The following is a 21,962-nucleotide window of genomic DNA, read 5'->3' as shown; positions in this document are numbered from 1 at the left end:
GAAGGCGCCTGCGTCTTCGCCGGCTGCCACGCTCGCGTCCGCGTCCGCGCCTCCCCTACGGCTGCGGCACCTGCGCCGGGGTCTGCGGCTCCCCTGTCTCCTGGGCCTGGCGGACGCGCAGCGCGCGGGCCAGGTCGTCGAGCTGGTCGGCGAGCCTGCGGCGCAGGGAGGGGATCGGGTCGCCGCCGGCCAGGCAGGCCTCGCCCAGGCGGAGGGTCTCGGCGTCGACGGCGTGCGCGGGGAAGGCCCAGCGGGCGGCGGCGTCGGCGATGGCGGGGCCGCGGCGGGCGGCCACGGCGACGGCGTCCTCGTAGTAGCGCGGTACGTAGTCCCGTACGAGGTCGGCCTGTTCTGGCTGCCAGAAGCCCCTGGCGGTGGCCGTGAACAGGTAGTTGGACAGGTCGTCGGAGGTGAACATGGCGTCCCAGGCGGCGCGTTTGGCGTCCGGGTCGGGCAGCGCGGCGCGGCAGCGGGCGGCGCCTTCCTGGCCGGTGGCGGAGGGGTCGCGGTCCAGTTCGGCGGCGATGGCGGCCTCGTCGGTGGCGCCGAGGACGGCGAGCCGGGCGAGGATGCGCCAGCGCAGTTCGGGGTCGAGTTCGGGGCCGCCGGGGACGGTGCCGTCGGCGAGCCAGGCGGCGATGGTGTCGGGGTGGGCGGCGACGTCGATGAAGTGGCGTACGGCGATCAGGCGCAGGCCGGGGTTGTCGCCGTCCTCGGTGCGGCGGATGAGGTCGCGGCACAGGCCGGTGAGGGTGGCGAGCGCGGCGGGCCGCCGGTCGGGGGTGAGGTAGCGGTCGGCGATGTGGGTGCGGGCGAAGGCGAGGACGGCTTCGGCGAGGGCGAGGTCGCTCTCGTGGGGCAGGTGGGTGCGCGCGGTGTCGAGGTAGGTGCCGGCGGGGAGTTCGCCGTCGCGGACGGCGTCGCGCAGGGCGTTCCAGACGACGGCGCGGGTGAGCGGGTCGGGCAGTGCGGACAGGCCTTCGCGGACGGCGCGGAAGGATTCGGGCTCGAAGCGGATCTTGGCGTAGGTGAGGTCGCCGTCGTTGAGGACGAGCAGGGCGGGGCGTTTGCCGATGGGGTGGGGTCCGGTGTGGGGGATGTCGAGCGGGAGGCGGGTGCGCAGGGTGAGGCGTCCCTCGTCGGTGAGGTCCTGGTCGTAGAGGCCGGCGGTGATGTGGTGGGGGCGGCTGCCGTGGTGGTCGACGGTGAGGGTGCAGGTGCCGTCGGCGGCCGGGGCGATGCGGGGGGTGAGGGTGTCGACGCCGGTGGTGCGCAGCCAGGCCTGGGCCCAGGCGTGGACGTCGCGGTCGGTGGCGGAGGCGAGGGAGTCGATGAAGTCGGCGAGGGTGGCGTTGGCGAACTTGTGCCGTCGGAAGTGGGTGTTGATGCCGGCGAGGAAGTCCTTCTCGCCGAGCCAGGCGACGAGCTGGCGCAGGGCGGAGGCGCCCTTGGCGTAGGAGATGCCGTCGAAGTTGAGGAGGGCGGAGGCGGTGTCCTCGACGTTCTCGGGGGCGACGGGGTGGGTGGAGGGGCGCTGGTCGGCGTCGTAGCCCCAGGATTTGCGGGAGAGGCCGAACTCGGTCCAGGTGCCGGTGAAGCGGGTGGCTTCGGCGGTGGTCTGGTAGCCCATGTACTCGGCGAAGGACTCGTTGAGCCAGATGTCGTCCCACCACTTGAGGGTGACGAGGTCGCCGAACCACATGTGGGCCATTTCGTGGGCGATGACCATGGCGCGGGTCTGGCGTTCGGTGTCGGTGACGGCGGAGCGGTAGACGAACTCGTCGCGGAAGGTGACGAGTCCGGGGTTCTCCATGGCGCCGGCGTTGAATTCGGGGACGAAGGCCTGGTCGTAGGAGTCGAAGGGGTAGGGCTCGTCGAACTTCTCGTGGTAGCGGTCGAAGCAGGCGCGGGTGACGCCGAGGATCTCGTCGGCGTCGGCGTCGAGGTGGGGGGCGAGGGAGCGGCGGCAGTGGAGGCCGAAGGGCAGGCCGCGGTGTTCGGTGCGTACGGAGTGCCAGGGGCCGGCGGCGACGGCGACGAGGTAGGTGGAGACGGGCGGGGTGGTGGCGGCTTTCCAGGTGCCGTCGCCGGTGTGTTCGGTGATGCCGTTGGCGAGGACGGTCCAGCCGTCGGGGGCGGTGACGGTGAGGTCGAAGACGGCTTTGAGGTCGGGCTGGTCGAAGGCGGCGAAGACGCGCTGGACGTCTTCCATGAAGAGCTGGGTGTAGACGTAGGTCTCGCCGTCGGAGGGGTCGGTGAAGCGGTGCATGCCTTCGCCGGTGCGGGAGTAGCGCATGAGGGCGTCGATGCGCAGTGTGTGTGCGCCGGGGGTGAGGCCGGTCAGGGGGAGGCGGTTGCCGGTGAGGGCGGTGGGGTCGAGGGGGTGTCCGTCGAGGGTGGCGGAGCGCAGTTCGGCGGGCTTCAGCTCGACGAAGGTGTCCGTGCTGCCTGTGCCGTCGGGGCCGGTGCGTACGGTGAACCGGATCTCGGTGCGGGAGTCGAAGGTGTCCTCGCCGCCGGTCAGGTCGAGGTCGACGGTGTAGTGGTGGACGTCGAGGAGCTGGGCACGGGTCTGCGCTTCGTCGCGCGTGAGTACGGACATGGACGCCATGCTGCCTGATGGCGGGGGCGGGGCACGAGGGGGTTCGGAGGACGGGCTCGGGGAGGGGCTTCGCCGGGCTGTGCGGGGGTGCGCCGGGGGCGTGGACGGGGGCGTGCGCGCCGGTGGGGCCGGCGCGCGAGGGGCGTGCGGGGGCTCGGTTCAGCTGGTGGTGGCGGGTCGGTCGCCGGTGGAGTCCTCGGCGATGCGTTCGTGGTGGCGGATGACTTCGGCGATGATGAAGTTGAGGAATTTCTCGGCGAAGGCGGGGTCGAGTCTGGCGTCCTCGGCCAGGCCGCGCAGGCGGGCGATCTGGCGGGCTTCGCGGGCCGGGTCGGCGGGCGGGAGCTGGTGGGCGGCCTTGAGGTGGCCGACCTGCTGGGTGGCTTTGAAGCGTTCGGCGAGCATGTGGACGACGGCCGCGTCGATGTTGTCGATGCTGTCGCGCAGCCGTGCGAGTTCCTTGCGGACGGCGGGGTCGACGTCGCCGTTACCGGTGCTGCTGGTGGTCATGGGGGTCAACCCTACGGGGTGGGCGGGGCCGTGGCCGGGGGTGTCCGGTGGGCGGGCCGTCCAGGGGGGCGGGCCGTAGAGTGGGAAGGGGTTCAGGGGCGTCTTTGGGGGTGCGGACGTGGCGGACGGCGGACCGGTCGAGCACGGCTTCCCGCATCTGGAGACGGTGCGTGCCGCGATCACGGCGCTGTACCGGCGGTTGTCGTACGAGACGGTGCGGACGTTCGCGACGAGTGTGGCGCCGGTGGACGTGGCGTTCTGCGACAGTGACGATCTGCATCTGGGGGCGCAGCGGGTGGCCCGGGAGCTGGTGCGGCACTACGGGTTGCCGGATGCGCGGCTGATCGTGAGTTTCCGGGAGATGACGCATGCGGCGAACGTGGAGCTGACGGCGGGCCCGGAGTATTTCGTCGAGCTGAACGACCGGTTCCGTACGCATCGCAGGGACATCGGGGCGGCGCTGGCGCACGAGGTGATGCACGTCTATCTGCACCGGCTGGACCTGTCGTTCCCGGGGACGCGGGACAACGAGATCCTGACGGACACGGCGGCGACGTATCTGGGGGCGGGCTGGCTGCTGCTGGACGCGTTCCGGGAGGACGGGGCGTCCTCGCAGAAGCTGGGCTATCTCACGCCGGAGGAGTTCGGTTACGTGCTGGGCAAGCGGGCGCTGGTGTTCGGGGAGGATCCTTCGACGTGGTTCACCAGTGCGCAGGGTTATGAGGCGTACGTGAAGGGTCTGGCGCGGGCGCGGGAGGACGGGCGGCAGCCGCCGCTGACGGCGGCGGGGTGGGCGGGGCGCCGCCGTTATGCGCGGGAGCGGCGGTACGCCCAGGAGCACGTCCGGGGGGCGGGGGCGGCGGCGGGTGTGCCGTACTCGTTCACGGCGGGTGGTTCCGATCCGCTGCGGGTGTCGTTCCCGTGTCCGACGTGTCATCAGCGGATCAGGGTGCCGGTGCGGGGCAGGGTGCGGGCGCGGTGCGGGTTGTGCCGGACGGTGCTGGAGTGCGATACCTAGGTCCTGTCGTCACATTCCCGTCGTCCGCCCGGAGGGCGGGCCTCGCGGCGTCAGGTGCGTGCTCTCGGCGTGCCGGGCCCTGACCCTCGTACTGGACGTACTCGGGTCTGGGCCCGGTGCGGCGAGAGTGCGTGCATGGCGTCGCGAGGCAGGCGGGAATGTGACGACAGGGCCTAGGGTGTGCCGTCCGGGGTCAGGCGGGGCCCGGGCGGAAGTCCTTCGAGGTGGTCCTGGCGTGGCGTTCCGGTGGGTGGTGGTGCTGCTCAGGTGATGATGCCCTGGGCGCGGGCCGCGGTCAGCCAGAGGGGGAATTCGGCGAGGAGGCTGTCGTAGAGCCGGGCGTCGGTGAGGCGCCGCGGGTCGCGGCCGGCGGGGAAGAAGCCGGCGTTGTCGACGATCCTCTTGCCGGGTACGGGCAGGTCGTCGAGTCGGCGCAGGAAGTCGAACTGGTGGCTGCGGACGTCGCCGAAGCCGATGAACTGCCAGAAGAGGGGGAGTTTCGCGGCCTTGCACAGGTGGCGTTCGGCGGCCGCCCTGCTGGTGGGGGCGCCGTCGGTCTGGAAGATCACCAGGGCCGGGTCGGTGGCGCCGCAGTCGAGGTAGTGGTCGATGACGGCGTCCATGGCGGCTTCGTAGTGGGTGCGGCCCATGTGGGCGAGACCGGCGGCGATGCGCCGGATGCCGCCTTGGTGGTCGTCGAGGGAGATCTCGCTGACGGCGTCGACGTCGGTGGAGAAGAAGATCACGGGGACGCGTCCGTCGTCGTCCAGGTGGGCGGACAGGGACAGCACGCGGTCGGCGAGGGCCTGCACGCTGCCGTCGCGGTAGTAGGGGCGCATGGAGCCGGAGTGGTCGAGGACGAGGTACACGGCGGCCCGCTGTTGGTCGAGCCCGTGCTCGACGAGTGAGGTCCCGGCGCTCTTGTAGAGGCTGACCAGCGCGGGGGCGGTCTCCTCCACCTTGCTCAGACTGATCGCGGCCATGTCGCCTGCTCCTCCCCTGTCGTTCAGCATGGGGGACGCGGGGGCGCGGCGGATGGTTTCGGGACATGCGACGGCGCCTGCCCTGTTGTCCGGTCGGGGACGGGCGGGCAGGCGCCGGCACGGGGGGTCTGGGGGGAGGTCCCCCCAGATGACCCGCCCGTACGCCGTTGTACGGGACGTCTTTGTGTGGTGGCCGCGGGTCAGACCGTCAGTGCGCGGTCCGTCGGGCGGATCGGGGCCGGCAGGTCGCTGGCACCGGTCAGGTACCGGTCGGCACCGCGGGCTGCCGAGCGGCCCTCGGCGATCGCCCACACGATGAGCGACTGGCCGCGGCCCGCGTCACCGGCGACGAACACTCCGGGCACGTTGGTCTGGAAGTCGGCGTCGCGGGCGATGTTACCGCGTTCGTCGAGTTCCAGGCCGAACTGGTCGACCATGCCGTTGGCGCGGTCGGTGCCGGTGAAGCCCATGGCGAGGGTGACCAGCTGCGCGGGGATCTTCCGCTCGGTGCCCGGCTTCTGGTGGAGCTTGCCGTCGACGAACTCGACCTCGGCCAGGTGCAGCCACTGTACGTTGCCGTCCTCGTCGCCCTCGAAGTGGGTGGTGGAGGCGGAGTAGATCCGCTCGCCGCCCTCTTCGTGGGCCGAGGTGACCTTGTAGAGGATCGGGAAGGTCGGCCAGGGCTGCTGGGTCGGGTGCCGCTCGTCGTTCGGGCGGGGCATGATCTCCAGCTGGGTGACGGAGGCGGCGCCCTGGCGGTGGGCGGTGCCCACGCAGTCGGCGCCGGTGTCGCCGCCGCCGATGACGACGACGTGCTTGCCCTCGGCCGAGATCGGCGCGGTGACGTAGTCGCCTTCCTGGACCTTGTTGGACAGCGGCAGGTACTCCATGGCCTGGTGGATGCCGTTGAGTTCGCGGCCGGGCACGGGCAGGTCACGGGCGGTGGTGGCGCCGGCGGCGATGACGACGGCGTCGTAGCGCTTCTTCAGGTCCGTGGCCAGGATGTCGCGGCCGACCTCGACGCCGGTGCGGAAGCGGGTGCCTTCCGCGCGCATCTGCTCGATACGGCGGTTGATGTGCCGCTTCTCCATCTTGAACTCGGGGATGCCGTACCGCAGGAGGCCTCCGATGCGGTCCGCGCGTTCGTAGACGGCGACGGTGTGGCCGGCCCGGGTGAGCTGCTGGGCGGCGGCGAGGCCGGCCGGGCCGGAGCCGATGACGGCGACGGTCTTGCCGGACAGGCGCTCGGGGATCTGCGGGGCGACGTCCCCGGTCTCCCACGCCTTGTCGATGATGGAGACCTCGACGTTCTTGATGGTGACCGGCTGCTGGTTGATGCCGAGCACGCACGCCGACTCGCAGGGGGCCGGGCAGAGGCGACCGGTGAACTCGGGGAAGTTGTTGGTCGCGTGCAGGCGTTCCTGGGCGGCGGCCCAGTCCTCGCGGTAGGCGTAGTCGTTCCACTCGGGGATGAGGTTTCCGAGCGGACAGCCGTTGTGGCAGAACGGGATGCCGCAGTCCATGCACCGGCTGGCCTGCTTGGAGATGATCGGCAGCAGGGAGCCGGGGACGTAGACCTCGTTCCAGTCCTTCTTGCGCTCCTCGACCGGGCGGGACGTGGCGACCTCGCGGCCGTGGTTCAAAAAGCCCTTCGGGTCAGCCATTGATCGCCGCCTCCATCATCTTCTCGGTGATCTCGGTCTCGGACAGACCGGCTCGCTCGGCGGCGTCCTTGGCGGCGAGCACTGCCTTGTACGTACGGGGGATGATCTTGCTGAAGCGGTCGGCGGAGGCGGACCAGTCGGCGAGCAGCTTCTCTGCGACGGTGGAGCCGGTCTCCTCGGCGTGGCGGCGCACGACGTCGTGCAGCCACTGCCGGTCCGTCTCGTCCAGGGCCTCGACGGCGTCGAGGTTGCCGGCGTTGACGTGGTCGCGGTCCAGGTCGATCACGTAGGCGATGCCGCCGGACATGCCGGCCGCGAAGTTGCGCCCGGTCTCGCCGAGGACGACGGCGTGGCCGCCGGTCATGTACTCGCAGCCGTGGTCGCCCACGCCCTCGGAGACGACGAGGGCGCCGGAGTTGCGCACGCAGAACCGTTCGCCGGTGCGGCCGCGCAGGAACATCTCGCCGCCGGTGGCGCCGTAGGCGAGGGTGTTGCCGGCGATGACGCTGTACTCGGCGAGGTGGTCGGCGGCGCGGTCGGGGCGGACGACGATGCGGCCGCCGGACAGGCCCTTGCCGACGTAGTCGTTGGCGTCGCCCTCCAGGCGCAGGGTGATGCCGCGCGGGAGGAAGGCGCCGAAGGACTGGCCGGCGGAGCCGGTGAAGGTGATGTCGATGGTGTCGTCGGGCAGTCCGGCGCCGCCGAACTTCTTCGTCACCTCGTGGCCGAGCATGGTGCCGACGGTGCGGTTGATGTTGCGGATGGCGACCTGGGCGCGCACCGGCTGGGCCTCGGTGGCGCCGGGTGCGGCGAGGGCGTCGGCGGCGAGCTTGATCAGCTCGTTGTCGAGTGCCTTCTCCAGGCCGTGGTCCTGGGTGATCACCTGGTGGCGGGCGGCGCCTTCGGGCAGCTCGGGCACGTGGAAGAGCGGTGCCAGGTCGAGGCCCTGTGCCTTCCAGTGGTCGACGGCGCGGGTGACGTCGAGGATCTCGGCGTGGCCGACGGCCTCCTCGATGGAGCGGAAGCCGAGTTCGGCGAGGAGTTCGCGGACCTCCTCGGCGATGAACCTGAAGAAGTTCACCACGTACTCGGCCTTGCCGGCGAAGCGGTCGCGCAGCACCGGGTTCTGGGTGGCGATGCCGACCGGGCAGGTGTCCAGGTGGCAGACGCGCATCATGACGCAGCCGGAGACGACGAGCGGGGCGGTGGCGAAGCCGAACTCCTCGGCGCCGAGCAGGGCGGCGATGACGACGTCGCGGCCGGTCTTGAGCTGGCCGTCGGTCTGGACGACGATCCGGTCGCGCAGGCCGTTGAGGAGCAGGGTCTGCTGGGTCTCGGCCAGGCCGAGTTCCCAGGGGCCGCCCGCGTGCTTCAGCGAGGTCAGCGGGGAGGCGCCGGTGCCGCCGTCGTGGCCGGAGATCAGCACGACGTCCGCGTGCGCCTTGGACACGCCCGCCGCGACCGTGCCGACGCCGACCTCGGAGACCAGCTTCACGTGGATGCGGGCGGCCGGGTTGGCGTTCTTCAGGTCGTGGATGAGCTGGGCGAGGTCCTCGATGGAGTAGATGTCGTGGTGCGGCGGCGGGGAGATGAGGCCCACGCCGGGAGTGCTGTGCCGGGTCTTGGCGACCCACGGGTAGACCTTGTGGCCGGGCAGCTGGCCGCCCTCGCCGGGCTTGGCGCCCTGGGCCATCTTGATCTGGATGTCGTCGGAGTTGACCAGGTACTCGCTGGTGACGCCGAAGCGGCCGGAGGCGACCTGCTTGATCGCGGAGCGGCGCGCCGGGTCGTACAGGCGGTCGGGGTCCTCGCCGCCCTCACCGGTGTTGGACTTGCCGCCCAGCTGGTTCATGGCGATGGCGAGGGTCTCGTGCGCCTCCTTGGAGATGGAGCCGTACGACATGGCGCCGGTGGAGAAGCGCTTGACGATCTCGGAGACCGGCTCGACCTCGTCGACGGGGATCGGGGCGCGGTCGGAGGTGAAGCCGAACAGGCCGCGCAGCGTCATCAGGCGCTCGGACTGCTCGTTCACGCGGTCGGTGTACTTCTTGAAGATGTCGTAGCGGCCCGAGCGCGTGGAGTGCTGGAGGCGGAAGACGGTCTCCGGGTCGAACAGGTGCGGTTCGCCCTCGCGGCGCCACTGGTACTCGCCGCCGATGTCCAGGGCGCGGTGCGCCGGGGCGATGCCGGAGACGGGGTAGGCCTTGGCGTGGCGGGCGGCGACCTCCTGGGCGATGACGTCGATGCCGACGCCGCCGATCTTGGTGGTGGTGCCGTCGAAGTACTTCTCGACGAAGGCGTCGTCCAGGCCGACGGCCTCGAAGACCTGGGCGCCGCGGTAGGAGGCGACCGTGGAGATGCCCATCTTGGACATGACCTTCAGGACGCCCTTGCCGAGGGCGTAGATCAGGTTGCGGATGGCCTTCTCGGGTTCGATGTCCGGCAGGAAGGTGCCGGCGCGGACGAGGTCCTCGACGGACTCCATCGCCAGGTAGGGGTTGACGGCGGCGGCGCCGTAGCCGATGAGCAGGGCGACGTGGTGGACCTCGCGGACGTCGCCGGCCTCGACGAGCAGGCCCACGTGGGTGCGCTGCTTGGTGCGGATGAGGTGGTGGTGGACGGCCGCGGTGAGCAGCAGCGAGGGGATCGGCGCGTGCTCGGCGTCGGAGTGCCGGTCCGACAGGACGATCAGGCGGGCGCCGTTGTCGATGGCGGCGTCGGCCTCGGCGCAGATCTCCTCGATCCGCGCGGCCAGCGCCTGGCCGCCGCCGGAGACCCGGTACAGGCCGGAGAGGGTGGCGGCCTTGAAGCCGGGCATGTCGCCGTCGGCGTTGATGTGGATGAGCTTGGCCAGCTCGTCGTTGTCGATCACCGGGAAGGGCAGGACGACGCTGCGGCAGGAGGCCGCGGTGGGGTCCAGGAGGTTGCCCTGCGGGCCGAGCGAGGAGCGCAGGGAGGTGACGAGTTCCTCGCGGATGGCGTCCAGCGGCGGGTTGGTGACCTGCGCGAAGAGCTGGGTGAAGTAGTCGAAGAGCAGGCGGGGCCGCTCGGAGAGGGCGGCGATGGGGCTGTCGGTGCCCATGGAGCCGATCGGCTCGGCGCCGGTCTTGGCCATCGGGGCGAGGATGACGCGCAGCTCTTCCTCGGTGTAGCCGAAGGTCTGCTGGCGGCGGGTGACCGAGGCGTGGGTGTGGACGATGTGCTCGCGCTCGGGCAGGTCGCCCAGCTCGATCTCGCCGGCCTGGAGCCATTCGGCGTACGGCTGCTCGGCGGCGAGGGACGCCTTGATCTCGTCGTCCTCGATGATGCGGTGCTGGGCGGTGTCGACGAGGAACATGCGGCCGGGCTGCAGGCGGCCCTTGCGGACGACCTTGGCGGGGTCGATGTCCAGGACGCCGACCTCGGAGCCGAGGACGACGAGGCCGTCGTCGGTGACCCAGTAGCGGCCGGGGCGCAGGCCGTTGCGGTCGAGGACGGCGCCGACCTGGGTGCCGTCGGTGAAGGTGACGCAGGCCGGGCCGTCCCAGGGCTCCATCATCGTGGAGTGGTACTCGTAGAACGCGCGGCGGGCCGAGTCCTTGATGTTCATGGACTCGTGGTTCTCCCACGCCTCCGGGATCATCATCAGCACGGAGTGCGGCAGCGAGCGTCCGCCGAGGTGCAGGAGTTCCAGGACCTCGTCGAAGGAGGCGGAGTCGGAGGCGTCCGGGGTGCAGATCGGGAAGATCCGCTCCAGGTTCCCGTCGCCGCCGAACAGCTGCGAGGCGAGCTGGGACTCGCGGGCGCGCATCCAGTTGCGGTTGCCCTTGACGGTGTTGATCTCGCCGTTGTGGGCGACGAACCGGTAGGGGTGGGCGAGCGGCCAGCTCGGGAAGGTGTTCGTGGAGAACCGGGAGTGCACGAGCGCGATCGCGGAGGCGAAGCGGCGGTCGGACAGGTCCGGGAAGAAGGGTTCGAGCTGGCCGGTGGTCAGCATGCCCTTGTAGACGATGGTGCGCGCGGACAGCGAGGGGAAGTAGACGCCGGCCTCGCGCTCGGCGCGCTTGCGCAGCACGAACGCCTTGCGGTCCAGGGCGATGCCCTCGCTCACGCCGTCGCCGACGAACAGCTGGCGGAAGGCGGGCATGGTGGAGCGGGCGGTGGCGCCGAGCAGTGCGGGGGCCACGGGGACCTCGCGCCAGCCGAGGACGGTCAGGCCCTCCTCGGCGGCGATCGTCTCGATGCGCGAGACGGCGTCCTCGGTGCCCTCCTCGGGCAGGAAGGCGATGCCGACGGCGTAGGCACCGGCGGCGGGCAGTTCGAATCCGGCCACCTCGCGCAGGAACGCGTCGGGCACCTGGGAGAGGATGCCGGCGCCGTCGCCCGAGTCGGGCTCGGAGCCGGTGGCGCCGCGGTGCTCCAGGTTGCGCAGAACCGTGAGCGCCTGCTCGACCAGCGCATGGCTCGCCTCGCCGGTGAGGGTGGCCACGAATCCGACGCCGCAGGCGTCGTGCTCGTCGCGGGGGTCGTACATACCCTGCGCAGCAGGGCGAGCATCCATGAACGACCAGTTCTGGCCATTCGCGGAGTGCTGGGACGGCTGGCGCGGCGTACGCATCGGCTCTCCCGTCGTCGTCATCTGGCATGTGCTGGTGCCGAGGGACGACGTTGGCCCTCTGCGTGAAGTGCGAAATTTCGTGCAGGTTACATGATGGAGCGGTTCTCGGGAACCGGATACTCCGTTCCAGCATGCGGACACCGCGGGGTCGGCGGCGGGGGTTTCCGCGCCCGGCGGTGGAGGTCTGTGCGGGGGCCGGCGGGAGGCGGGAATCGTTCGGATCCCTGGCCCTCGGCCGGGCCCAGGAAGGCGGGGGTGGGCGGCGTCGCCACCCGTCCCAGGGGTGCGCGGCGGGCCTCATTGCCCACAGCGCTTACGGCTCATGCCCCGCGGTCATACGGTCGAAACCAGCGGGTAACGGCTTACTTATGCGGTCCCTCGCATAAGTTCCAGTGACGTCATCCTACGGCCGTTCCGAACAGGGTGCCCAGGGCGTACGTCACACCGGCGGCGGCACCACCCAGGACAAGCTGCCGCAAACCGCTGTACCACCAGGTGCGCGCGGTCACCCTGGCCACCACCGCGCCGCAGGCGAACAGGCCGGTCAGGGCGAGCAGCACGGCGGGCCACAGCGCGCCGGCACCCAGCAGGTAGGGCAGCAGCGGCAGCAGCGCGCCCAGCGCGAAGGAGCCGAACGAGGAGACGGCCGCGACCAGCGGGGAGGGCAGGTCTCCGGGGTCGATGCCCAGCTCCTCGCGGGCGTGGATCTCCAGGGCCTGCTCCGGGTCCCTGGACAGCTGGCGGGCCACCTCCCGCGCCAGCTCGGGCTCGACACCCCGCGCCGCGTACAGGGCGGCCAGCTCGTCCTCCTCGTCCTGCGGGTGCTTGCGCAGCTCGCGCCGCTCGACGTCCAGCTCGGCCTCGACCAGCTCCCGCTGGGAGGCGACGGAGGTGTACTCGCCGGCCGCCATGGAGAAGGCGCCGGCGGCCAGGCCGGCGAGGCCGGTGAGGACGATGGCCTGCCGGCTGACGGCGCCGCCCGCGACACCGGTCATCAGGGCGAGGTTGGAGACCAGGCCGTCCATCGCGCCGAAGACCGCCGGGCGCAGCCAGCCGCCGTTCACGTCACGGTGCGTGTGGTTGTCGCGGTGCGCCTCGTGCAGGGTCGCTTCGGTGTCGAGGATGGCCATGAGAGTCCCCCCAGGAGCTTAGGCAAGGCTTGCTTTTGGACTGGTTCTACTTTTTGACAACACAGAACCTACGCCGGAAATTTCACCGCCGCCAGCAAGGAAAGGCTGGGCTAACCTGGGGCTTTACCATTCTTTGCTCATCCGTGCAGAAGTACGCACAAATGTCGTACGGGTGATGCTGAGGCGGTTCAGGCTGCGTCGGGGCCGTGACCGGGGACAGTTCCGCAGAGGAGCCCGCCGGGACCGCCGGTCCACTTGCCCTCCGAGACCGCCGGCCCCCTGGGGCCGGCACGGACGTGACGGCGTCCGCGGGGCCGCAGGAGTCCGTGCGGCCTGGCGGGCCCGCGAGGGCCGCGCGTGTGCCGGCGTTCCGTGGGCGCCGGGATCCGTGAGGACCGCTGGGGCCCACGGGGACCGCCTGCGTCCGCGCGAGGCGCTGGTGTGCCGCCGGGGCCCGCGCGGAACCGGCCGCGTCCCGCGCGGGTCACCGGCGGTGCCCTGGAGAGGAGAGTCCGCGATGGCATCGACCGCCTGCGCCGCACCGGCCCGCCTGCGGGACCGTGCGCGCGGCGCACTGCTCGGCCTGGCCGTCGGGGATGCGCTCGGCGCGCCCGCCGAGAACCTGAGACCCTCCGAGATCCGCGCCCGCTGGGGCCGCGTCACCGGCTACGTCACCGACCACCCGGCCGGCACCGACGACACCGAGTACGCCCTCTTCTCGGGCCTGCTGCTCGCCCGGCACGGCGCCGCCCTCACCCCCGCCGACGTGGAAGCGGCCTGGCACGAGCACATCACCGTCCGCGCCGAGGCGCCCTTCCGCGGCGCGGGTTTCAGCGAGCGGGGCACCCTGGAGAACCTGCGCCGGGGCCTGGCCGCGCCGGTCTCCGCACAGCACCGGCACGCCTGGAGCGACGGGCTGGCCATGCGGGCGGCGCCCTTCGGCGTGTTCGCCGCCGGACGCCCCGCCGAGGCGGCCCGCCTGGTGGCCGTCGACGGCTCCGTCAGCCACGAGGGCGAGGGCATCCACGGCGGCCGGGCCGTGGCGGCCGGAGTCGCCGCGGCCATGGCGGGCGCGCCGCCGGTCGCGGTCGTGGCCGCCGCGCTCGCCGTCGTCCCCGACGACTCCTGGACGGCCCGCTCACTGCGCCGCGCCACGGCCGCCGCCCACCGCGGCGAACGCGCGGTCCGCTCCGCCGTCGTCATCGCCGGCTACCCGTGGTCCGACCTCGCCCCCGAGGCGGTCGCCCTCGCCTTCGGCGCGTACGCCGCCGCCGACGGTGACTTCCGCGACGCCGTGCTGACCGCCGTCAACATGGGCCGCGACGCCGACACCACGGCCGCGGTCGCGGGCGCCCTGGCCGGCGCGACCCAAGGGGTGACCGCCATCCCGGAGGAATGGGCGGCCCCCATCGGCCCGGCCCGGGGCAGCTGCCTGCCGTCGGTGGCCGGGCGGCACGTGCTGGAGGTGGCCGACCTCCTGCTGACCCGGGCCGCCGCGGCCGGTCACCCGGCCGCCCCCGCCCGTCCGGCCGCGGGCGCGCCCGTACGGGACGACTCGCCCGCTCCCCCGCCCCCCGGCACCCCCGCGCCCCTGACCACGACCGCCACCACCCCCGCACCCGCGACGACCGCCGCCGCTGCCCCGGTACCCATGGCGGCGAGCACGCCCGCCACCGCCTCCCTCCCCCTCGCGACGACCGCCTCCAACCCCACCTCCGTACCTCCGGCCAAGACCGCCCCCGCCGCCACCGCCGCGCCGGGCACCCCGTCCGCTCCCGCCCGCCCCGACTCCGCCGGGCGGCCCGGCTCCCCGGTGACCGGTCAGGCCGGACCCGCCGGCGAGCGCCGCCCGGACCCGGTCCTTCCCGCACCGGCGCTCGCCGGCGCCGCAGCGACGGCCGCGGCCCCGTCCACCCCCGCCTGCCCCCACGCCTCCTCCCCCGCCGGCGTCGGCGCCCCCGCGCACCCCCGAGGTGACGCACGAACGGCCGGCACACCCCAGGACGACCCCGCCGATCCCCCTTCAGAGCCCCGACCCGACCCCGCCACCTACGTCCTCACCTGCGACGAAGGCGAGGCCGGGCGGTGAGCGGGCACCGGCGGGTCGAGGGTCTGCTGCTCGGGCTGGCGGCGGGGGACGCCGCCGGGTGGCCGGCCGCGCGGCACCGGGCCGCCCGGATGCCGCGGTGGACCCGGCGGCTCACCCGGGAGCTGGACACCTTCGCCGAGGAGAACGCGACCACCACGCTGCCCGTCCCCGTCGCCCTCAACCAGTCCCCCGAGCCGCTGCGCCTGGGCCCCTCCGACGACGCCGAGTGGGCGGCGTTCGCGGCGGAGGCGGTGCTGCGGGCCGGGGACGACGGCGCGCTCGGCGACCTGAGCCGGGAGCGCCGGATGCGGGCCGCGATCGACCTCACCTGGAACGCCGTGGCGAGCGAGGTCGCGGCGGCGGCCGAACGCGCCGCCGAGATCGAGTCCGCCGTGCTGCCGCTGCGGGCCCGCATCTCCGTCCGGGCGGGTCTCGGCAACCTCGCCACCGGCCTGCGCCCGCCCGCCACCGGCCACGACAACCCGCACTACTTCGACGACGCGGCCTGCGTGCGGGCCTGCGCCCTGGCCGTCGCCCACCCGGGAGACGCCCGGGCCGCCGCCGACCTCGCCGAGTTCGACGCCCGCTACACGCAGGACGGCGACGGCGTGCACGGCGCCCGCGCGATGGCGGCGGCGCTCGCCCTGGCCCTGACCGGAGCACAGGTCGGCACCTGCGTCTCGGCCGCCCTCGCCGAGCTGCCCGAGGGCACCGAGATCGGCCGCAACGCGCGGCACGCGCTGGCGCTGACGGCCGACTGCGAGGACGCGTTCGAGCTGGTGCCGCTGCTGGAGCACCAGATCGTCGACCACGTCTACAGCTACGGCGTCGCCGCCGCCGAGACCGTACCGGTCGCACTCGCCCTGGCCACCGCGGCGGACGGCCGTCTCGCGCGGGCACTGCCCGCCGCCGCCTGCCTGTCCCGGGTCGCGGACTCCGCCCCGGCCCTGACGGGCGCGCTCACCGGCGCGCTGGGCGGCGGCGCGGCGGTCCCCCGGTCCTGGCGCGACGCCTGCCGCACCCTGGCCGGCTGCGTACTGCCCCGCCTCACCGGCACCGACCTGGTGGAACTCGCCGGACTCCTGGAAGCCGCGCAACCAGTCCCGCCAGGAGGATGATTCGGGGCATGACGCCCAGAGGAGAAGAAACCATCGGACCGGGTGCGAGTCTGGACGAACGGATCACCGGCTCCCTCGTCGGCGCGGCCGTCGGCGACGCGCTCGGCGGTCCCGTCGAGGGCTACTCCCCCGATCAGATCGTGGAGCGCCACGGCGGCCGGGTCCACGGCATCGTCGGCCCCTGGAACGGCGACGAGTGGCGCACCGCCCGCCCGATCGCGCCGTACCACAAGGGGGACGGCCACGTCACCGACGACACCCTGATGACGCACGCACTGGTGCGGGTATACGCGCAGGTCCGCGACCACCTCGACGCCTACGCCGTCGCCGACCGCCTCGTCCCCGACCTGATGACCGAGCCGCGCTGGATCCCGGAACTGGAGGCGGAGGCCCTGCCGCTGCACCGCGTCTTCCTGGCCGAGAAGTGGCTCGTGGCGCGGTTGCACTACGGCCACGTCGACCCGCGGGAGGCGGGCACCGGCAACATCGTCAACTGCGGTGCCGCGATGTACATGGCCCCGGTCGGCCTGGTCAACGCGGCCGACCCCCGGGCCGCGTACGCCGAGGCCCTGGACGTCGCGGGCGCCCACCAGTCGTCGTACGGGCGGGAGGCGGCGGGCGTGCTCGCGGCCGGGGTGGCCGCGGCCTGCGCGCCGGGGGCCACGCCCGACTCGGTCGTGACGGCCTGTCTGTCCCTGGCCAAGGACGGCACCCGGGCGGCGATCGAGGACGTGTGCGAAGTGGCCCGCGACCACACCGACTTCGAGTCGGCGCTGGGCCCGCTGCGGGCGGCCGTCGCCCCGTACGACACGGTCGGGCCGGACTACCGCAGCCCCTCGCTCGGCGCCCGCCGCCCCTCCCGGCTGCACGCGATCGAGGAACTGCCCGTCGCGCTGGGCATGCTGCTGGTGGCGCGCGGCGACTACCGGCGGGCCGTCCTCGGCGCGGTGAACTACGGCCGTGACTGCGACTCCATCGCGACGATGGCCGGGGCGCTGGCGGGAGCGCTCGGCTCGCCGGTGCCGCAGGACTGGGCGAAGACGGTGGCGGAGGCCAGCCGGCTGGACCTGTGGGAGCCCGCGCGCACGCTGGCCGCGGTGGCCCGGGAGGTCTTCGAGAAGGACGTACGACGGCGGCGGGCGCACGAACGGGCGTTCGCCGGGATGGGAGGTCCGGGATGCTCCGCCTGACCTGGGTCCAGCCGGAGGACCTGCTGGGCCACGAGCTGCGCCAGGCGGTGCAGGACGGCCGCGAGCCCTCCGCGGTCGCCGCCCGGTGGCGGGCCGCGGGCGGCTTCGACGCCCCGGCCCGGTCCGGCGCCTCGCCGCAGCCGGCCTCCCGCTACCTCCGCCTGCTGGCCGAGGACCTCCTGGACGAACTGGCCGAACTGCCGAGCCGGTTCGCGGAGGCGGAACCCACCGGCCTCGCGGCGATCAGGGCCCTGTGCCCCGACTGGCCTGCCCCGGAGAGCGGAGCCGGGGCAGGCAGGACCCCGGAGAAGGGAGCCGGGGAGGCCGGAGCCGGGGACCGGCCCGCCGTGCCCGCCCCGGACCGCTTCGAAGCCGCCTGGCTGGGCCGGGCCGCGGGCTGCCTGCTGGGCAAACCCGTGGAGAAACTCCCCCTCGACGGCATCCGCCAACTGGCCCGCGCCACCGGCAACTGGCCGCTCAGCACCTGGTTCACCGCGCGGGGCGTGCCCGAGGACCTGGCGGCCGCCCACCCCTGGAACCGCCGCTCGGCGGGCACCTGCCTGGCCGAGAACATCGACGGCATGCCCGAGGACGACGATCTCGACCACCCGCTGCTGGCGCTGCTCCTCCTGCGCCGCCACGGCCGCGACTTCACCACCGCCGACCTGGCCCGCCTCTGGCTGGACGAACTGCCCGCGGGCCGCACCTTCACCGCCGAACGCGTCGCCTACCGCAACCTCCTGCTCGGCATCGAACCACCGCGCACCGCCCGCCACCGCAACCCGTTCCGCGAGTGGATCGGCGCCCTCATCCGCGCCGACGCGCACGGCTGGACCAACCCGGGCGATCCGGCCGCCGCGGCCGGACAGGCGTACCGCGACGCCGTCCTCAGCCACACCGCGAACGGCGTCTACGCCGCCATGTTCGCCGCCGCCGTGATCGCCGCCGCGGCGACCGGCACCCATGACGTGCACGCCTGCCTGGCCACGGGACTGAAGGTCGTACCGCCCGGCTCCCGGCTCGCCCGCGCGGTCCGTCACGCCATCCGGCTGGCCGCCGCGCACGAGGACTTCGACACCGTCGTGGACGAACTGCACGCCGCGCACGCCGGCTACCACTGGGTGCACGCCGTGCCGAACACCGCTCTGATCGCCGCCGCCCTCACCCACGCCGACGGCGACTTCACGGCCTCCATCTGCCGGGTGGTCTCGGGCGGCTGGGACACCGACTCCAACGGCGCCACCGCCGGATCCGTCGCCGGTCTCCTCGCCGGCTCGCCCGCCGCGCTCCCCGACCGGTGGACCGCGCCGCTCAAGAACCGGCTCGCCACGACCGTCGGCGACTTCGACGGCACCGGCTTCGACGCCCTGGCCCGCCTCACCCACCAGGAGGCATCCCGCCCATGACCCCGCACGCGCACGGCCCCACGCCCGGCCCACACGCGCACGGCCCCGCCCCGGACCCGGACGCGCCGCAGGCCTCGCCGCCGCTCGCCGGGCTGCGGGTCCTGGACCTGGCCACCCTGTTCGCCGGGCCGATCGCCGCCATGATGCTCGGTGACTTCGGTGCCGAGGTCATCAAGGTCGAGCACCCGGCCAGACCCGACCCCGCCCGGGGCCACGGCCCGTCGAAGAACGGCGTCGGCCTGTGGTGGAAGCTCCTCGGCCGCAACAAACGCGCCATCACCCTGGACCTGTCCCGGCCCGGCGGCCGTGCCACCCTGCTCAGGCTGGCCGCGACCGCCGACGTGATCGTGGAGAACTTCCGCCCCGGCACCCTGGAGCGGTGGGAACTGGGCTGGCCGGAACTGTCCGCGGCCAACCCGCGCCTGGTCCTCGCCCGGGTCACCGGCTTCGGCCAGTTCGGCCCGTACGCGTCCCGGCCCGGGTTCGGCACCCTCGCGGAGGCGATGAGCGGCTTCGCCGCGATCACCGGCGAGCCCGACGCACCGCCGACCCTGCCGCCCTTCGGGCTCGCCGACTCGATCGCGGGCCTGGCCACGGCGTACGCCGTGATGACCGCCCTCGCCGCCCGGGAACGCACCGGAGCGGGACAGATCGTCGACATGGCGATCATCGAACCCATCCTGACCGTCCTCGGGCCGCAGCCCCTCTGGTACGACCAGCTCGGCTACGTCCAGCCCCGCACCGGCAACCGCACCCAGAACAACGCCCCGCGCAACACCTACCGCACCGCGGACGGCACCTGGGTCGCCGTGTCCGCCTCGGCGCAGTCGGTGGCGGAGCGCGTGCTGCGGCTGGTGGGACGCCCGGAGCTGACCGGCGAACCGTGGTTCGCGACCGGCGCCGGGCGGGCGGCCCACGCCGACGTCCTCGACGAGGCGGTCGGCGGCTGGATCGCCCGGCACACCCGCACCGAGGTCATGGCCGCCTTCGAGAAGGCCCAGGCGGCGATCGCCCCGATCCAGGACGTCCGGGACGTGGTCGCGGACCCGCAGTACCAGGCCCTGGGCAGCCTGACCACGCTGTACGACCCGGAGCTGGGCCGGATGCGGATGCAGAACGTCCTCTTCCGGCTGTCCGCCACTCCAGGCGCGATCCGCTGGGCGGGCCGCCCGCACGGCGCGGACACCGACGCGGTGCTGACCGAACTCGGTCTGACCCCCGAGGAGCTGGCGGCGCTGCGCGCGGAGGGCGCCCTGTGACGGCCACCGCCCCCTTCCCGCTCACCTGGCTCTACGTCCCCGGCGACCGCCCCCACGTCGTGACCAAGGCCCTCGCCTCCGGCGCGGACGTGGTCGTGATCGACCTGGAGGACGCGGTCGCGCCGGACCGCAAGGAGTACGCCCGCGCCGCCACCGCCGAACTCCTGACGGAACCGCCGCCGGTCCCGGTCCACGTGCGCGTCAACGCGCTGGACGGACCGCTGGTGGCGGCGGACCTCGCGGCCGTGGTCCCGCGCGTGGGCCTCGCCGGACTGCGGCTGCCGAAGGTGACGTCGGCCGGACAGGTGATCCGGATCGCGGAGCGCACGGAGCCCGGCGGCCCCCGGGCGCGGCTCGCGGGGTGCGCGGCGCACGGGGGGCGCGGCGCGCACCGCGAGTGCGGCGGGGGCGGACACGGGGGCGAGGAGGCCGTGGAGGCGGCCGGGACGCGCGGGCGCGGTGGGGCCGGGGCGAGCCGGTGCGCGGTCCGGGGGCAGGGAACCTGCCGGGAACCGGCGGCCGCAGCCTGCGGGTGTGCCGCGGACGGGGAGCGCGGGGCGGCCTCCGGGCCCGGGCACGCCCTGCCGGAGGAGGCCACCGGGCCCGGGTACGCCCTGCCGGGGGACGCTGCCCACGGCGCGGGACCGCCGCTGTACGCCCTGCTGGAGAACGCCCTGGCCGTCGAGCAGGCCTATGCCATCGCCTCCGCGCACCCGTCCCTGCGGGGTGTCTCGATCGGCGAGGCCGATCTCCGCGCCGACCTCGGGGTGCGCCAGGACGCCGGCCTCGACTGGTGCCGTGCGCGGGTCGTCGTCGCCGCCCGCGCGGCGGGGCTCGCCCCGCCCGCCCAGTCCGTCCACCCCGACATCCGCGACCTGGAAGGACTGGCGGCCTCCTGCGCGCACGGCCGCGCCCTGGGGTTCCTCGGCCGGGCGGCCATCCACCCCCGGCAGTTGCCGATCATCGAACGCGCCTACCTGCCGACCGACCGCGAGCTGGAGGAGGCCGAGACGGTCGTCAAGGCGGCCACCGTGGACCGGGGCGCCCACGCCCTGCCCGACGGCCGTTTCATCGACGCGGCGGTCGTGGCGGCGGCCCGGCGGACCCTGGCGCTGGCCCGCAGGTACTGACCCCGCACGCGTGGAGGGCGCCTCCCGGAACGGGGGCGCCCTCCACGCACGTACGACCGCCGGCGGTCAGCCCTTCTTGGCCGAGCCCGCCTCGTCCTTCACACCGGCCGCCTCCGAGGCGCCGCCGCCGGTTCCGGCGGCGTCCCCGTCAACGGGAGCCGCACCGGCCGCCTCGGTGCCGGTGGCTTCGGTGCCGGTGGTCCTGGCGCCCGCGGTCTTCGTGCCGGCGGCCTCGGTGGCGCCCGCCTTGGTGACGCTCACCTTCGGGGCGTCCGCCGTGCCGGCGGCGGGCCGCGGGACCGAGTCCGCGGGGGCGGCGGTGCCCTTGCCCGCCGGGGCCTGGGCCGCCTCCGTCTCCGCCCCGTCCGGTCCGGTGCCCTCCGCGTCGGCGGACACGCCCCGTTCGACCTCTGCCTCCCGGCCCGGCCGCTTCTTCGCCGAGATCCAGATGTAGGCCACCGCGAGGAGGAAGACCACCAGGGCCGTCCAGTCGTTCAGACGCAGACCGAGGATGTGGTGGGCGTCGTCGACGCGCATGTACTCGATCCAGCCGCGGCCCACGCAGTACGCCGCCACGTACAGGGCGAACGCCCGGCCGTGGCCCAGCTTGAAGCGGCGGTCGGCCCAGATGACCAGGACGCCGACGCCGATGCACCACAGGGACTCGTAGAGGAAGGTCGGGTGGTAGTACCCCGGCACCCGGCCGTCCGCCGACGAGGTGATGTGCAGCGCCCAGGGGACGTGCGTCTCCCGCCCGTACAGCTCCTGGTTGAACCAGTTGCCCCAGCGGCCGAGGGCCTGCGCGAAGGCGATGCCCGGGGCGACCGCGTCCGCGTAGGCGGGCATCGGGACGCCCCGGCGGCGGGCACCGATCCACGCGCCCAGCGCGCCGAGCGCGATCGCGCCCCAGATGCCGAGTCCGCCCTGCCACACCTTGAAGGCGTCCACCCAGTCACGGCCCTCGCTGAAGTACAGCTCGTAGTCCGTGATCACGTGGTAGAGCCGGCCGCCCACCAGGCCGAACGGCACGGCCCAGACCGCGATGTCGGCCACCGTGCCGGCCCGTCCGCCGCGGGCGACCCAGCGCTTGTTGCCGAGCCAGACGGCGACGAAGACGCCGATGATGATGCAGAACGCGTAGCCGCGCAGCGGAATGGGACCGAGGTACACCACTCCGTGCGACGGGCTGGGAATGTAGGCAAGTTCCATGGCAGGGTCGACGCTACCGCAGCCGGAGCGGGCCCAGGACGGGCATCCCGGCTACGG

At 73.6% G+C, this 21,962-nt stretch carries 14 protein-coding genes; 7 read left to right on the top strand and 7 right to left on the bottom strand.

What is annotated here, in order from left to right; all coding sequences use genetic code 11:
- Positions 1-55: 55 nt before the first annotated feature.
- Positions 56-2,602 (bottom strand): aminopeptidase N, encoded by a 2,547-nt coding sequence (gene pepN / locus AC6I72_RS23765; RefSeq protein WP_498003229.1) that lies wholly within the window; start codon positions 2,600-2,602, stop codon positions 56-58.
- A gap of 159 nt (positions 2,603-2,761) precedes the next feature.
- Positions 2,762-3,112, bottom strand: coding sequence for a chorismate mutase (locus AC6I72_RS23760; RefSeq protein WP_037863577.1), 351 nt, complete (start codon positions 3,110-3,112; stop codon positions 2,762-2,764).
- 118 nt (positions 3,113-3,230) lie between these two features.
- On the opposite strand from AC6I72_RS23760, the gene AC6I72_RS23755 reads away from it, so the two are divergent.
- The gene (locus tag AC6I72_RS23755; RefSeq protein WP_498003228.1) at positions 3,231-4,130 is read left to right on the top strand and encodes a hypothetical protein; all 900 of its coding nucleotides are present in this window, start codon (positions 3,231-3,233) and stop codon (positions 4,128-4,130) included.
- A 263-nt stretch (positions 4,131-4,393) separates the two neighbouring features.
- Here AC6I72_RS23755 and AC6I72_RS23750 read toward each other — a convergent pair whose 3' ends face one another.
- The 4 genes from AC6I72_RS23750 to AC6I72_RS23735 all read right to left on the bottom strand — a co-directional run bounded on the left by AC6I72_RS23750 (position 4,394) and on the right by AC6I72_RS23735 (position 12,504).
- On the bottom strand, positions 4,394-5,113 hold the full coding sequence (locus AC6I72_RS23750; RefSeq protein WP_498003227.1) for a VWA domain-containing protein: 720 nt from the start codon (positions 5,111-5,113) through the stop codon (positions 4,394-4,396).
- 200 nt (positions 5,114-5,313) lie between these two features.
- On the bottom strand, positions 5,314-6,777 hold the full coding sequence (locus tag AC6I72_RS23745; RefSeq protein ID WP_498003226.1) for a glutamate synthase subunit beta: 1,464 nt from the start codon (positions 6,775-6,777) through the stop codon (positions 5,314-5,316).
- Positions 6,770-11,290 (bottom strand): glutamate synthase large subunit, encoded by a 4,521-nt coding sequence (gltB, locus tag AC6I72_RS23740; protein WP_498003225.1) that lies wholly within the window; start codon positions 11,288-11,290, stop codon positions 6,770-6,772. The genes AC6I72_RS23745 and gltB overlap by 8 nt, the downstream gene beginning before the upstream one ends.
- A gap of 482 nt (positions 11,291-11,772) precedes the next feature.
- Complete coding sequence (locus tag AC6I72_RS23735) at positions 11,773-12,504, bottom strand: VIT1/CCC1 transporter family protein (protein WP_498003224.1); 732 nt, start codon at positions 12,502-12,504, stop codon at positions 11,773-11,775.
- Positions 12,505-13,021: 517 nt separating this feature from the next.
- Here AC6I72_RS23735 and AC6I72_RS23730 point away from each other — a divergent pair.
- Genes AC6I72_RS23730 through AC6I72_RS23705 form a run of 6 tightly spaced genes read left to right on the top strand, consistent with a single transcriptional unit; the run spans position 13,022 to position 20,696 of the window.
- A complete protein-coding gene (locus tag AC6I72_RS23730; RefSeq protein WP_498003223.1) occupies positions 13,022-14,593 on the top strand; it encodes an ADP-ribosylglycohydrolase family protein in 1,572 nt (523 codons plus the stop codon).
- Positions 14,590-15,711 (top strand): ADP-ribosylglycohydrolase family protein, encoded by a 1,122-nt coding sequence (locus tag AC6I72_RS23725; RefSeq protein WP_498003222.1) that lies wholly within the window; start codon positions 14,590-14,592, stop codon positions 15,709-15,711. The genes AC6I72_RS23730 and AC6I72_RS23725 overlap by 4 nt, the downstream gene beginning before the upstream one ends.
- Before the next feature lie 8 nt (positions 15,712-15,719).
- Entirely contained in the window at positions 15,720-16,901 is a 1,182-nt protein-coding gene (locus AC6I72_RS23720; protein WP_498003221.1) for an ADP-ribosylglycohydrolase family protein, read from the top strand.
- On the top strand, positions 16,889-18,307 hold the full coding sequence (locus AC6I72_RS23715) for an ADP-ribosylglycohydrolase family protein (protein ID WP_498003220.1): 1,419 nt from the start codon (positions 16,889-16,891) through the stop codon (positions 18,305-18,307). Before AC6I72_RS23720 ends, AC6I72_RS23715 begins: the two co-directional genes overlap by 13 nt.
- Positions 18,304-19,566 carry a CaiB/BaiF CoA transferase family protein gene (locus tag AC6I72_RS23710; protein WP_498003219.1) on the top strand — a complete coding sequence of 421 codons (1,263 nt, stop codon included), beginning with the start codon at positions 18,304-18,306 and terminating at the stop codon, positions 19,564-19,566. The genes AC6I72_RS23715 and AC6I72_RS23710 overlap by 4 nt, the downstream gene beginning before the upstream one ends.
- The gene (locus AC6I72_RS23705; RefSeq protein ID WP_498003218.1) at positions 19,563-20,696 is read left to right on the top strand and encodes an HpcH/HpaI aldolase/citrate lyase family protein; all 1,134 of its coding nucleotides are present in this window, start codon (positions 19,563-19,565) and stop codon (positions 20,694-20,696) included. The genes AC6I72_RS23710 and AC6I72_RS23705 overlap by 4 nt, the downstream gene beginning before the upstream one ends.
- Positions 20,697-20,762: 66 nt before the next feature.
- Here the strand turns inward: AC6I72_RS23705 and lgt are convergent, their stop codons facing one another.
- Complete coding sequence (lgt, locus tag AC6I72_RS23700; RefSeq protein ID WP_498003217.1) at positions 20,763-21,905, bottom strand: prolipoprotein diacylglyceryl transferase; 1,143 nt, start codon at positions 21,903-21,905, stop codon at positions 20,763-20,765.
- Positions 21,906-21,962: the final 57 nt, after the last annotated feature.

The sequence above is a fragment of the Streptomyces sp. Xyl84 genome (assembly GCF_059731885.1).
Note: the sequence above shows the minus strand (reverse complement) of the source record. Positions and strands in the feature narration are given on the sequence as shown.

Excerpts from the sequence above, each read along its gene's own strand:
- pepN (WP_498003229.1), bottom strand. The coding sequence starts at position 2,602 with ATGTCCGTACTCACGCGCGACGAAGCGCAGACCCGTGCCCAGCTCCTC.
- AC6I72_RS23760 (WP_037863577.1), bottom strand. The coding sequence starts at position 3,112 with ATGACCACCAGCAGCACCGGTAACGGCGACGTCGACCCCGCCGTCCGC.
- AC6I72_RS23750 (WP_498003227.1), bottom strand. The coding sequence starts at position 5,113 with ATGGCCGCGATCAGTCTGAGCAAGGTGGAGGAGACCGCCCCCGCGCTG.
- AC6I72_RS23745 (WP_498003226.1), bottom strand. The coding sequence starts at position 6,777 with ATGGCTGACCCGAAGGGCTTTTTGAACCACGGCCGCGAGGTCGCCACG.
- gltB (WP_498003225.1), bottom strand. The coding sequence starts at position 11,290 with ATGTACGACCCCCGCGACGAGCACGACGCCTGCGGCGTCGGATTCGTG.
- AC6I72_RS23735 (WP_498003224.1), bottom strand. The coding sequence starts at position 12,504 with ATGGCCATCCTCGACACCGAAGCGACCCTGCACGAGGCGCACCGCGAC.
- AC6I72_RS23730 (WP_498003223.1), top strand. The coding sequence starts at position 13,022 with ATGGCATCGACCGCCTGCGCCGCACCGGCCCGCCTGCGGGACCGTGCG.
- AC6I72_RS23720 (WP_498003221.1), top strand. The coding sequence starts at position 15,720 with ATGACGCCCAGAGGAGAAGAAACCATCGGACCGGGTGCGAGTCTGGAC.
- AC6I72_RS23715 (WP_498003220.1), top strand. The coding sequence starts at position 16,889 with ATGCTCCGCCTGACCTGGGTCCAGCCGGAGGACCTGCTGGGCCACGAG.
- AC6I72_RS23710 (WP_498003219.1), top strand. The coding sequence starts at position 18,304 with ATGACCCCGCACGCGCACGGCCCCACGCCCGGCCCACACGCGCACGGC.
- lgt (WP_498003217.1), bottom strand. The coding sequence starts at position 21,905 with ATGGAACTTGCCTACATTCCCAGCCCGTCGCACGGAGTGGTGTACCTC.